Source organism: Stenotrophomonas maltophilia group sp. Smal17, assembly GCF_030237045.1.
GTDB lineage: Bacteria > Pseudomonadota > Gammaproteobacteria > Xanthomonadales > Xanthomonadaceae > Stenotrophomonas > Stenotrophomonas forensis.
In genome coordinates this window covers 1-12,813 of the sequence record NZ_JASJSU010000067.1, presented here as the reverse complement: position 1 = coordinate 12,813, position 12,813 = coordinate 1, and the positions used below count along the sequence as shown (strand labels likewise).

General features: G+C 68.4%; 9 protein-coding genes and 1 pseudogene. 3 read left to right on the top strand and 7 right to left on the bottom strand.

The window, feature by feature from the left end; genetic code table 11:
* The 6 genes and pseudogenes from QRO93_RS15710 to baeS all read right to left on the bottom strand — a co-directional run.
* Positions 1–304, bottom strand: a pseudogene (locus QRO93_RS15710) (DUF4129 domain-containing protein); the annotation flags it as partial.
* Positions 294–1,286: a stage II sporulation protein M gene (locus tag QRO93_RS15705; protein WP_180879474.1), complete on the bottom strand. Its 993-nt coding sequence runs from the start codon at positions 1,284–1,286 to the stop codon at positions 294–296. The gene QRO93_RS15705 and the pseudogene QRO93_RS15710, both read right to left, overlap by 11 nt.
* Positions 1,283–1,972 carry an RDD family protein gene (locus QRO93_RS15700; RefSeq protein WP_006475444.1) on the bottom strand — a complete coding sequence of 230 codons (690 nt, stop codon included), beginning with the start codon at positions 1,970–1,972 and terminating at the stop codon, positions 1,283–1,285. Before QRO93_RS15700 ends, QRO93_RS15705 begins: the two co-directional genes overlap by 4 nt.
* A 123-nt stretch (positions 1,973–2,095) precedes the next feature.
* A complete protein-coding gene (locus QRO93_RS15695) occupies positions 2,096–2,626 on the bottom strand; it encodes a gamma carbonic anhydrase family protein (RefSeq protein WP_006475442.1) in 531 nt (176 codons plus the stop codon).
* A 156-nt stretch (positions 2,627–2,782) separates the two neighbouring features.
* A complete protein-coding gene (locus tag QRO93_RS15690; RefSeq protein ID WP_180881011.1) occupies positions 2,783–3,487 on the bottom strand; it encodes a response regulator in 705 nt (234 codons plus the stop codon).
* Positions 3,484–4,887 carry a sensor histidine kinase efflux regulator BaeS gene (baeS, locus tag QRO93_RS15685; RefSeq protein ID WP_180881013.1) on the bottom strand — a complete coding sequence of 468 codons (1,404 nt, stop codon included), beginning with the start codon at positions 4,885–4,887 and terminating at the stop codon, positions 3,484–3,486. The genes QRO93_RS15690 and baeS overlap by 4 nt, the downstream gene beginning before the upstream one ends.
* Positions 4,888–5,003: 116 nt before the next feature.
* On the opposite strand from baeS, the gene smeA reads away from it, so the two are divergent.
* The 3 genes from smeA to smeC are packed head-to-tail and all read left to right on the top strand — an operon-like array spanning position 5,004 to position 10,773.
* Positions 5,004–6,200: a multidrug efflux RND transporter periplasmic adaptor subunit SmeA gene (smeA, locus tag QRO93_RS15680; RefSeq protein WP_180881015.1), complete on the top strand. Its 1,197-nt coding sequence runs from the start codon at positions 5,004–5,006 to the stop codon at positions 6,198–6,200.
* An 11-nt stretch (positions 6,201–6,211) separates the two neighbouring features.
* Positions 6,212–9,361: a multidrug efflux RND transporter permease subunit SmeB gene (gene smeB / locus QRO93_RS15675; RefSeq protein ID WP_180881016.1), complete on the top strand. Its 3,150-nt coding sequence runs from the start codon at positions 6,212–6,214 to the stop codon at positions 9,359–9,361.
* The gene (gene smeC, locus QRO93_RS15670) at positions 9,358–10,773 is read left to right on the top strand and encodes a multidrug efflux transporter outer membrane subunit SmeC (protein ID WP_180881017.1); all 1,416 of its coding nucleotides are present in this window, start codon (positions 9,358–9,360) and stop codon (positions 10,771–10,773) included. The genes smeB and smeC overlap by 4 nt, the downstream gene beginning before the upstream one ends.
* Positions 10,774–10,905: 132 nt before the next feature.
* Here smeC and mnmG read toward each other — a convergent pair whose 3' ends face one another.
* Positions 10,906–12,795 carry a tRNA uridine-5-carboxymethylaminomethyl(34) synthesis enzyme MnmG gene (gene mnmG, locus QRO93_RS15665; RefSeq protein WP_180881018.1) on the bottom strand — a complete coding sequence of 630 codons (1,890 nt, stop codon included), beginning with the start codon at positions 12,793–12,795 and terminating at the stop codon, positions 10,906–10,908.
* Positions 12,796–12,813 lie beyond the last annotated feature (18 nt).

The following is a 12,813-nucleotide window of genomic DNA, read 5'->3' as shown; positions in this document are numbered from 1 at the left end:
CCCCCGCCCCCCCCCCCCCCCCCCCCGCCAGCGTGCCCACCGGTTCTCCAAAGATGCCGCGTGACAACACGTACAACGGCGCGCGTTCGAACAGCGGCTTGCACCACCACATCGCCAGCCACGCCCAGCCGAACGCATCCAGCCACCAACCCAGTGCGTTGAAGACCACGAACAGCGGCACGCTGGCCAGCAGCCAGCTGCCCCACACCGCACGCGCGTGACGGCGGGCGAGGGCGCTGCCCAGCTCCATGGCTTCCCAGCTGCTGCGTGCGCGCAGCACCACGTCCAGGTGGTCAATGCGCATCGCCGGCTCCGCGTCCGCCACGCCACAGCCACAGCAGTACGCCAGCCCACAGCACGCCGGCCACGCTGAACTTGCCCCATGCCGGCACTTCGGCGATCGATGACCAGAACGCTTCGATGAAGGCGGCGACCAGCAGCATGAAGGCTACGCCGAGGCACAGCCGTGCACCGATGCGGCCGCCGTCGACCAGCGCATCCAGCCGGCTGCGCCGGCCCGGTGCCAGCAGCTTCATGCCCAGCTGCAGTCCGGCGCCACCGGCAATAACGATGGCGGTCAGCTCGAACGCGCCATGCCCGGCCACGAAGCGCCAGAACGGGCCGCCGTAGCCGATGTGCTGCAGGTGGCCCGCCACCGCACCGATGGTGACGCCATTGAAGGACAGCACCAGCAGCGTGCCCAGCCCGGCCAGCAGGCCACTGGCGAAGGTGCGCAGGGCGATGCTGATGTTGTTCATGACGTAGTGGCCGAACATCATCCAGTCGGTACCGCTGTTGCGGCCCAGGCGCTCGGCGGCGGGGTCGTACATGCGCTCCATCGCGGCGATCTGGCGGTTGTCCATCAGCATGTGGATCAGGTCCGGATAGACCTGGGCCAGCACGAAGCAGGCCAGTGCCGGCAGCGCGAACATCGCCAGCGCCACCCACATGCTGCGCGCCTGGCTGCGGACCAGCAGCGGGAAGTCGGCCACCAGGAATTCCAGCGCGGCGCGCCAGCGCGTTGGACGCGTGCGGTACAGCACGCTGTGGCCCTGCTGCATCAGCTGCTGCAGGCGCTGCACCAGCTGTGGGCTGTAGCCGCGCTCGCGGGCCAGCGCCAGCTGCTGGCACAGGCGCCGGTAACGCTGCGGGAAGGCGGTGTCATCCAGTGCCAGGCCGCTGGCCTTGCGGCGGGCGCGGCGCGAGGCACCGGCACGCAGCAGCAGCCACTGCTCCAGGTCCTGCCATTCCTGCTGGTAGCGGGCGACGAACTGTTCCTGCTTCATCGCCGCCCCAGCAGCCAATTGGCCATGGCATACAGGCGCAGCACGCCGATCTGGCCCTGCGCGCCGGTCAGCGGCTCGGCGATTCCGGCCAGTTCCTGCTGGCGCGCCGCCGACAGCCGCGGCGCGCGTTCGGCGAAGGCCATCAACGCCGCCTGTTCATCCGGGCGCAGCGGCTGCGGCGGGGCCAGCACGCTGTCGATGGTCGGCGGCGGCGGCAGGTACAGCGCGGGCGCATGCACCACTACCGTGCCGGCGACCAGGTCGCCGAGGCGGCGGCCATGGGGGTCGAACAGGCTGCTGACCAGGCCCAGTGCATAGCCGAACGGCAGCATGTCCACGGTACGCAGCAGGTTGCGGGTGATCGATGCCATCCAGCCGACCGGCGCGCCATCGCGCGACAGCACGCGCAGCCCCAGCGCGCGCTTGCCGAGGGTGCGGCCCCACAGCGCCTCGCAGACGATCGGGTAGGCCCAGTAGACCAGGAACATCAGCACCAGGTAGAGGCCGGAACCGAACGTGTCCAGCAGCGCCAGCGGAATCGACATCAGCACCAGCACGGCGACGCGCACGCCAAGATCGACCAGCCAGGCCATCGCCCGCGGCAGCGGGCCGGCCGCCGGCAACTGCAGCAGCACGCCCTCCGGCGTCACCACCTCGCGGTAGGTGTCGAGCATCGGTGCGGCCATCAGCGCGATGGCCTTCGATGTGGGCGCCGGAGTCCTCTCCGGCAGGCAGCCACAGGCATGGGGGTCTCGACAGATCCTGGTCGGGCCCAGACTTTAGCAGAGCCGCATGGCGGCGTTGGCCGCTCAGCCCAGGTATTCGTCCTTCAGCCGCACGTAATGGTCGGCCGAGTAATGCAGCGATTCGATCTCCTTGTCGCTCAGCGTGCGCGCCGGCCGCGCCGGGTTGCCGACCCACAGTTCGCCCTCGCCGACCACCTTGCCCGGGCCGATCACGGCACCGGCACCGACGAAGCCGTGGCGCTCCACGCGGGCTCCGTCGAGGATGCAGGCGCCCATGCCGATCAGGCTGTAATCACCGATCGTGCAGGCATGGATGATGCAGCCATGGCCGACGGTGACGCCCTCGCCGATCAGCGTCGGGTAGCCGGCCTTGTTGTACGGGCTGTGGTGGCTGACGTGGATGATGGTGCCGTCCTGCACGTTGGTGCGCGCACCGATGCGCACATAGTTGACGTCGCCCCGGATGACCGTGCCCGGCCAGATCGACACGTCGTCGGCCAGTTCCACGTCACCGATGACGGTGCAGGCCGGATCGATGTACACGCGCTCGCCGAGGACGGGCATCTTGTCGCGGAAGGGGCGCAGCGGGTTCATCGGTGTCTCCGAAAATCAGGGCATTCGCGACGATGATACCTGCGTGGTCCGCACGCCGCGTGCCTGCCGCGGGGTAGTGCCGGCCGCTGGCCGGCAACCTCATGAACATGCCTGGAGTCATGCAGTTGCCGGCCAGCGGCCGGCACTACCCGTTCGCTAGGGTTCGTAGCTGTAACCCATCCCGTACACCGAACGGATTGGTTCGCCGTCCATGCCGGCGTCGGCGAGCTTGCGGCGCAGGTTGCGCACATGGCTGTCGACGGTGCGGTCGACTACCACGCGGTGGTCCAGATAGAGGCGGTCAAGCAGTTCATCGCGTGCCCAGATCCGGCCGGGCGTGGCCAGCAGGGTGCGCAGCAGGCGGTATTCCACCGGAGTCAGGTCCAGGCCCTTGCCGTTCCAGGTGGCACGCGCGGCCGGTTCGTCGATGTGCAGGCCGCTGTTGGCGCGCGCGGCCGGGTCCGGCCTGCAGCGGCGCAGCACCGCCACCACTCGCGCCACTACCTCGCGCGGACTGAACGGCTTGCAGATGTAGTCGTCGGCGCCGATCTCCAGCCCCAGCAGGCGGTCGATCTCCTCCACCCGCGCAGTGACCATGATCACCGGCACATCGCTGTTGGCGCGCAGCTCGCGGCACAGGTCCACGCCATCGCGCTGCGGCAGCATCAGGTCCAGCAGCACCAGATCGGGCTGGTAGCGCGCGAAGGTGTCGATCACCTGGCCGCCATCATCCACCCATTCGCTGACCATGCCCGCTGCGGCCAGGTAGTCGCGCAGCACGGCGGCCAGGCGCGGTTCGTCCTCGACGATGAGAATCTTCGCCGGTGCGGCGGGCGATGTGCTGGCGGGGGAGGTGCTCATGCAGGCTCCGGCAGGGTGATGACCACGCGCAGCCCACCCAGCGGCGAGGGTTCGGCGTGGATCTGGCCATGGTGGGCAAGAACGATGTTGTGGCTGATCGCCAGGCCCAGTCCGCTGCCACCGCTGGCACGATTGCGCGAGCTTTCCACCCGGTAGAAGCGCTCGAACAGCAGCGCACATTTTTCCGCCGGCACGCCCGGTGCGGTGTCTTCCACGATCAGCTGTACGCCGGCAGGCACCCGTGCGGCCTGCACGAGTACGCGGCCGCCGGCATGGGTGTAGCGCAGCGCGTTCTCCAGCAGGTTGGCCAGCACCTGCTGCAGGCGCCGCTCATCGCCGGAGACAGGCAGCGGGCCGGCCGGCAGGTCTTCTTCCAGCGCCAGGCCCGCATTGGCGAAGCGCACGCGCATGCCATTGAGTTCACTGCGCAGCAGCGCCACCAGGTCCAGCGGGGCGAAACGGTAGGCCAGGCCGCCGGACTGGGTCATCGACAGGTCGTGCAGGTCGTCGATCAGCTTGCCAAGCTGGCGGATCTCGCCCTGCAGGGCACCAAGATTGGCGCGGTCCAGCGGGCGGATGCCGTCCTCGATCGCCTCCAGCTCGGCACGCACCACCGCCAGCGGCGTACGTAGTTCGTGCGAGATGTCGGCGATGAAGGCACGGCGGTTGCGCTCGGTATCGTCCAGCGCCTGCGCCATCCGGTTGAAGTCGTTGACCAGTGCGTCCAGCTCGTCATCGCTGGTGCGCTCGATGCGGGTGGCGTAGTCGCCGGCGGCGAGCCGGTGGGTGGCCGCCGCGAGCTTGGCCAGGCGCTGGCGCAGCGCGCGTGACACCAGCCACGCCAGCAGCACCGTCACCAGCAGCAGCGAGATGCCGATCACCCACCAGGCGCGCATCTGGGTGTTGTAGAAGTTCAGGTCGTTGGTGGCGATGACGGTCTGGAACGGCACCATGCCCAGCCAGCCCACCGTGTGCCCGTCCACCTGCACCGCGTGCGGCTCGTCATCGCTGGTCGCGTCGGGATTGCCTGCCACGTAGCGGTGCCGTGCATCGAACAGGCCCAGCCGCGACGGAACGCCAGTCTGGTCGGACAGTGGTGGCACCGGCCCTTCATGCCCATGCGCCAGGTCCGGGCGCAGCATCCGCGCCCAGCGATCGCTGTCACCGCGCAGGTGGTCCCAGCCGCCGTGCTCGCGGAATTCGCGCTGCAGGTGCGGCATCAGGCGCTGCATGCGCAGGTCGCCCTGATCGTTGAGGTAGTCCAGGAAGCCGGTCTGGAATGCCACGCGGCTGGCAATGCCGTTCACCGCCAGCACCAGCAGGCAGGCAGTGAAGATCGCGAGGAAGGTCTTCGCGGTCAGGCCGAATTTGAGTCGAATCTTCGCCATCGCGGGGGCCATTAGCGGCGCATGCGGCGCCGAAAGCAAGCGCCAGCTGAGCCGGTCGCACAATCTCCATATTCTCTGCACAGTTCCACGGCAGCGTGCCCGGGTCAACGCAAGGCCCCCACGCCCCCATGTCACTCCCGCGCCCGCTGTCCCGTTCTTCCCATCCCCTGCTGCTGCCGCTGCTGCTGGCCCTGGCAGCCTGTTCCGCCGGCAGGACCGAAGCGCCGGCCGCGCCTGAAGTGGGCATCATCACCGCCAGCGCGCAGCCGCTGGCGCTGCAGCAGACCCTGCCCGGCCGCGCAGTGCCGTTCGAAGTGTCCGAGGTGCGGCCGCAGATCGGTGGACTGATCCGCCAGCGGCTGTTCACCGAAGGCCAGCAGGTCAAGGCCGGCCAGCTGCTGTACCAGGTCGACCCGGCGCCGTACCAGGCGGCCTTCGACACCGCGCGGGGCCAGCTGGCCCAGGCCGAGGCCAGCGTGCTGTCGGCGCAACCGAAGGCCGAGCGCACCCGCGCGCTGGTGAGCATGGACGCGGCCAGCAAGCAGGACGCCGACGATGCCACCTCTGCGCTGAAGCAGGCGCAGGCCAACGTGATCGCTGCGCGCGCTGCGCTGCAGGCGGCCCGCATCAACCTTGACTACACGCGGGTGACCGCACCGATCGACGGCCGTATCGGCACCTCCAGCGTCACTGCCGGCGCGTTGGTCGCCGCGGGCCAGGACGCCGCGCTGACCACCATCCAGCGGCTGGACCCGGTGTACCTGGATGTCACCCAGTCCAGCACGCAGATGCTGGCGCTGCGCAAGCAGCTCGACGCCGGCCTGGTGAAGGCCATTGATGGCAAGGCACAGGTGAAGGTCGTGCTGGAGGATGGCAGCACCTATGCCCATGAAGGCACGCTGGAATTCGTCGGCAGCGCGGTCGATCCGGGTACCGGCAACGTAGTGCTGCGCGCGGTCATTCCGAACCCGGACGGACTGCTGCTGCCGGGCATGTACCTGAAGGCGGTGCTGCCGATGGCCACCGATGCGCGCGCGCTGCTGGTGCCGCAGAAGGCGGTGGTGCGCAATGAGCGCGGTGAGCCGCTGCTGCGCCTGCTCGACGCCAAGGACCACGTCATCGAGCGCCGGGTCAGCACCGGCCAGGTGGTGGGCAACCAGTGGCAGATCACGCAGGGCCTGAAGGCCGGCGAGCGGGTGATCGTCAGCAACGGCAGTGCGGTAGCGCTGGGCCAGCAGGTGAAGGCGGTGGCGGCCACCACCGCGCAGCTGGCAGCAATGCCGGCGATCGACCCGAACGGCAACACCGACGAAAAGTCGCACTGAGGTTGCCGCGCATGGTTCGTTTCTTCATCGACCGGCCGATCTTCGCCTGGGTGATCGCCATCGCGGTCAGCCTGCTCGGCCTGCTTGCGATCCTGATCCTGCCGGTGGACCGCTACCCGCAGATCGCCCCGCCCACCATCACCATCCGCGCCACCTACACCGGCGCTTCGTCGCAGACCGTGGAAAACGCGGTCACCCAGGTCATCGAGCAGTCCCAGCAGAGCCTGGACCACCTGATGTACATGACCTCCACCAGTGCTTCCGATGGCTCGGCGCAGGTCAACCTGGTGTTCGCCACTGGCACCAATCCGGATACGGCGCAGGTGCAGGTGCAGAACCAGCTGCAGGCCGCGATGGCCACGCTGCCGCAAGCGGTGCAGCAGAACGGCCTGACCATCACCAAGTCCAGTGGTTCGATCTTCGAGGTGCTGTCGTTCACCAGCGAAGACGGCAGCATGGACAACTTCGATGTCGCCAACTTCATGGAAGCGCGCATCGATGACCAGATCAGCCGCGTCAGTGGTGTTGGCAACATCCAGCCGATCGGCCAGGAATACGCCATGCGTATCTGGCTGGACCCGGAAAAGATGCGCCAGTACGCACTGATGCCGTCGGATGTCGAGACCGCACTGCAGGCGCAGAACACCGACGTGTCGGCCGGTGAGCTGGGGGGCCAGCCGGCACTGAAGGGCCAGCAGCTGGACGCGACCGTGACCGCGCGCAGCCGCCTGCACACCCCCGAGCAGTTCGCGCAGGTGGTGCTCAAGGCCGATGCCAACGGCAGCGTCGTGCACCTGGGCGACGTGGCAACGATCGGCCTGGGGCCGGAGAGCTACGACAGCATCAGTACCTTCAACGGCAAGCCGTCAGCCTCGCTGGGCATCGAGCTCAATGCCGGTGCCAATGCCATCGCCGTCTCCAAGGCCATCGATGCACGGCTTCAGCAGCTGCAGAAGTACTGGCCGCATGGCTACACCGCCCACGTGGCCTTCACCACCACCCCGTTCGTGACCATCTCGCTGAAGGAAGTGGTGATCACCCTGATCGAGGCGATCATCCTGGTGGTGCTGGTGATGTACCTGTTCCTGCAGAACTGGCGGGCCACGCTGATCCCGACCATCGCGGTGCCGGTGGTGCTGCTGGGTACGTTCGGCGTGCTGGCCGCGTTCGGCTATTCCATCAACACCCTGACCATGTTCGCGCTGGTGCTGGCCATCGGCCTGCTGGTGGACGATGCCATCGTGGTGGTGGAGAACGTGGAGCGGGTGATGACCTTCGAAGGGCTGGCCCCGAAGCCGGCCACGCTGAAGGCCATGGGCCAGATTACCGGCGCGCTGGTCGGCATCGTGCTGGTGTTGACTGCAGTGTTCCTGCCGATGGCATTCTTCAGCGGTGTCACCGGGGTGATCTATCGCCAGTTCTCGGTCACGATTGCTGCGGCGATGATCCTGTCGGTGCTGGTGGCGATGACCATTACGCCGGCCCTGTGCGGCAGCATCCTGCACCAGATTCCCAAGGGCGGGCATCCGCACGGCGACCACGGCGGCGAACCGAGCCTGCTGGGCAAGTTCTTCATCTGGTTCAATCATCGCTTCGAGCGCACGTCGAATGGGCTGCGTCGCCGTGTGGATGGTTTTCTTGGCCGGCGCATGCTGGGCGTGCTGTTCTACCTGGTGCTGAGCGTGGTCACCGGCCTGCTGCTGTGGCACCTGCCGGGTGCGTTCCTGCCCGATGAGGACCAGGGCATGCTCAACGCGCTGGTGAAGCTGCCGGCCGGGTCCACGCTGGAGCAGACCCGTGCAGTGATGGATCGCCTCAGTGCCGCCGCAGTGAAGGACGACAGCGTGCTCTCGATCCAGGCCACCGCTGGTTTCAGTGTCACCGGCAGCGGCCAGAACGTCGGCCAGGCCTTCATCCGCCTGAAGGACTGGGACGACCGCAAGGACGATGCCGATACCATCGCCGCGCGCTTGACCGCGGCCATGGCCAGCGTGCCGGATGCACAGGTGTTCATCACCTCGCCGCCGGCCATCCTCGGCCTCGGCGATGCCGGCGGTTTCACCCTGGAACTGCAGGACGAGGGCGGTGCCGGCCATGCCGCCGCCGTGGCCGCACGCAACACGCTGCTGAAGGAGGCTGCCAGGGATCCGAAGCTGGTCAACGTGCGCTACGCCAGCCTGGAGGACGCGCCGGTGTACGCGGTGAAGGTGGACGATGCCAAGGCACAGGCCATGGGCGTGAATCCGCAGGACGTCAATGACACCTTGAATGCCGCGCTGGGCGGCGATTTCGTCAACAACTTCATCTACAAGGGTCGCATCAAGAAGGTGTTCATCCAGGGCACGGCGGAAGCACGCATGCAGCCGCAGGACATCGAGCGCTGGAGCGTGCGCAACCAGGCCGGGCAGATGGTGCCGCTGTCGTCGCTGATCAGCACGCATTGGACCAGCGCACCGGCTGCACTGCAGCGCTACAACGGTGTGTCGGCGATGGAAATCACCGGCCAGCCAGCGCCGGGTGTCAGCTCCGGCGAGGCGATGGCCGAGATCGCGCGCCTGGCCGACACCTTGCCGGAAGGCTTCAGCCACGCGTGGTCGGACATGGCCTACCAGGAACAGCTGTCGGGCAACCAGGCGCCGATGCTGTACGCCATCTCGCTGCTGTTCGTGTTCCTGTGCCTGGCCGCGCTGTATGAAAGCTGGGCGGTACCGTTCGCGGTGATGCTGGCGGTACCGGTGGGCGTGTTCGGTGCGGTACTGATGATGAACCTGCGCGGCCTCAACAACGACGTGTACTTCCAGGTCGGCCTGCTGACCACGATTGGGTTGGCGGCCAAGAACGGCATCCTGATCGTCGAGTTCGCGCGCATCCTCGAGCAGCAGGGCAAGACCACCCGCGAGGCGATCCTGCAGGCAGTCTACCTGCGGCTGCGGCCGATCGTGATGACCTCGCTGGCGTTCCTGATGGGCGTGCTGCCGCTGGTGTTCGCCACCGGTGCCGGCTCGGCCGCGCGCCGTTCGCTGGGTACCGGCGTGGCCGGCGGTACGGTCGCCTCGATGGTGCTGGGCATGTTCTTCGTGCCGTTGTTCTACCTGCTGGTGCGCCGCCTGTTCCCGGGCCGCGCGCCGGCCGAAGCCACTGCCCCGGAGGCAAGCCCATGAAGCCGATGCTGCTGCGCGCCCTGGCGGCCGCCACCATGACCACCGTGCTGGGAGGCTGCGTGAGCATGGCGCCGCGCTACCAGCGCCCCGAGGCGCCGGTGCCGGCGCAGTTCGGCAATGCTGCAACAGGCGAGGCCGATTCGGGGTTGGCGATGCCGGCCTGGCGCGAGGTGTTCGTGGAGCCGCGCCTGCAGCAGGTGATCGCGCTGGCGCTGCAGAACAACCGCGACCTGCGCGTGGCGGTGCTGCAGGTCGAAAAAGAGCGGGCGCAGTACCGTATCCAGCGTGCGGCATGGCTGCCGTCGGTGGACGCCAGTGGCAGCGTCACCCGCTCGCGCGTGAGCGATGCCAACAGTGAGACCGGGGCCACCCAGATAACCGAAGCCGATGCCGTGCAGGTCGGCATCAGCAGCTGGGAGCTGGACCTGTTCGGGCGCATCCGCAGCTTGAACAACGAAGCGCTGCAGAACTGGCTGGCCAGCGCCGAGAACCAGCGTGCAGCGCGTACCAGCCTGGTGGCCGAAGTGGCGACGGCCTGGCTGGCATTGGCCGCCGATGAGCAGTCGCTGGCATTCACGCAACAGACCCTGGACAGCCAGCAGCAGACCCTGCAGCGCACCGAGGCCCGTCATGCACAGGGGCTGGCCTCGGGCCTGGACCTGTCGCAGGTGCAGACCAGCGTGGAGGCCGCGCGCGGTGCGCTGGCCAGGCTGCAGACCCAGCAGGCGCAGGATCGTGATGCGCTGCAGTTGCTGGTGGGGGCACCGCTGGATGCCGCGCTGCTGCCCAGCGCGCACGTACTGGATGGCAGCGTGGCACTGGCACCGTTGCCGGCCAACCTGCCGTCGGGCGTGCTGCTGCAGCGCCCGGACGTGCTCTCAGCCGAGCACGCGCTGCAGGCGGCCAATGCCGATATCGGTGCCGCGCGCGCGGCGTTCTTCCCGACGCTGACCCTCACCGCCAACTACGGCCACAGCTCCACCGCGTTGTCGACGCTGTTCTCGGCCGGCACCCGTGGCTGGTCGTTTGCACCCAGCATCACCGCACCGATCTTCCACGCGGGCGCATTGAAGGCTTCGCTGGATGCCTCGAAGATCGGCAAGGACATCGGCATCGCGCAGTACGAGAAGGCGATCCAGCAGGCCTTCAGTGAAGTGGCCGATGCGCTGGCCGTGCGCGATCACCTGGCCACGCAGATGGACGCGCAGCGGGCGCTGGTGGCCGCCAGCCAGCGCAGCTACACGCTGGCCGATGCGCGCTACCGCACCGGGTTGGACGGCTACCTGCAGGCGCTGGATGCGCAGCGCAGCCTGTATGCCGCGCAGCAGGACCTGATCGCCCTGCAGCAGCAGGAGGCAGGCAACCGGGTGACGTTGTTCAAGGTGCTGGGCGGGGGCGCCGACGCGCGATAACGCGCTAGCGCGGGTGCGTGCGTCTTCCGCTCCGGTGGGTGCCGACCTTGGTCGGCACAAAGGCATGCAGCATCGCGATCAGATGATTCGTGCCGAGCAAGGTCGGCACCCACCAGAAGCGGAGGGTGCTGCCTACGCCACTCGGCCGCGGCGGGCGCGTTCCAGGTGCACCAGCAGCAGCGAGATCGCCGCTGGGGTCATGCCCGGGATGCGCTGCGCCTGGCCGATGGTCTGCGGGCGCACACGCTCCAGCTTCTGCAGCGCTTCGGCCGACAGCCCACGCACCGTGGCGTAATCGAAGGCTTCGGCAATCGGCGTGGCTTCATGCCGCTGCTGGCGCTCGATCTCCTCGCGCTGGCGGTCCAGGTAGCCGGCGTACTTCACGCCGATCTCCACCTGCTCGGCCACCTTGCCGTCGGCCACGGCCGGGCCCAGCGACGGCACCTGCATCAGCTGCGCGTAGTCCAGCTCCGGGCGCTTGATCAGGTCCAGCACGTTGGTTTCGCGGCTGACCGCCACGCCAAGCGTGTCCTGCACTTCGCGGCCCAGCGCATTGGCCGGGGTCGCCCACAGTGCGCCCAGGCGTGCGCGCTCGGCGGCAACCGCGGCCTGCTTGGTCGCGAACGCGTTCCAGCGGCGGTCGTCGACCAGCCCCATCTCGCGGCCGGCCGGCGTCAGGCGCTGGTCGGCGTTGTCCTCGCGCAGCTGCAGGCGGTACTCGGCGCGGCTGGTGAACATGCGGTACGGCTCGTTGGTGCCGTGGGTGATCAGGTCATCCACCAGCACGCCCAGGTAGGCCTCGTCGCGGCGCGGGCACCAGCCGTCCAGCCCGCGCACCTGGCGTGCGGCGTTGAGGCCGGCCAGCAGTCCCTGTGCAGCGGCTTCTTCATAGCCGGTGGTGCCGTTGATCTGGCCGGCGAAGAACAGGCCGTTGACCAGCTTGGTTTCCAGCGAGGCCTTCAGCCCGCGCGGATCGAAGAAGTCGTACTCGATCGCGTAGCCGGGGCGGGTGATGTGCGCGTTGCTGAAGCCGCGGATGCTGCGCACCATCTCCAGCTGCACGTCGAACGGCAGCGAGGTGGAGATACCGTTGGGGTAGATCTCGACGATGCCCAGGCCCTCGGGTTCGACGAAGATCTGGTGGCTGGCCTTTTCGGCAAAGCGCACCACCTTGTCCTCGATGGAGGGGCAGTAGCGCGGGCCGATGCCCTCGATCTGGCCGCTGTATAGCGGCGAGCGGTGCAGCGCGTCGCGGATGATCTGGTGGGTCTGTTCGGTGGTATGGGTGATCCAGCAGCTGACCTGCTGCGGATGCTCGTCCACCGAGCCGAGGAAGGACATCACCGGGCGCGGCGTGTCGCCGGGCTGCTCGTCCATCAGGCTGTAGTCCAGCGAGCGGCCGTCGATGCGCGGCGGCGTGCCGGTCTTCAGGCGGTCCACCTGGAACGGGCGCTCGCGCAGGCGCGCCGCCAGCGTGGTGGCCGGCGGGTCGCCCATGCGGCCGGCAGCGTACTGGGTCGGGCCGACATGGATCTTGCCGGCCAGGAAGGTGCCGGCGGTCAGCACCACGGCCTCGGCGTCGAAGCGCAGCCCGGTCTGGGTGATGACCCCGCGCACGGCGTCGCCTTCGATGACCAGGTCATCGACGGCGGCCTGGAACACGGTCAGGTTGGCCTGGCCTTCGACGATGGCGCGGATCGCCATGCGGTACAGGTTGCGGTCGGCCTGGCAGCGGGTGGCGCGCACGGCCGGGCCCTTGGAGGCGTTGAGCGTGCGCCACTGGATGCCGGCGCGGTCGGCGGCATGCGCCATCGCGCCGCCGAGGGCGTCGATCTCCTTGACCAGGTGGCCCTTGCCGATGCCGCCGATGGCCGGGTTGCAGCTCATCGCCCCCACCGTTTCGATGTTGTGGGTCAGCAGCAGGGTGCGCACGCCGGTACGGGCCGCAGCCAGCGCGGCTTCGGTGCCGGCGTGGCCACCGCCGATGACGATGACGTCGTAACGATGGAAGGACGGGTTCATGGGGGGGGGCTGTTCAGC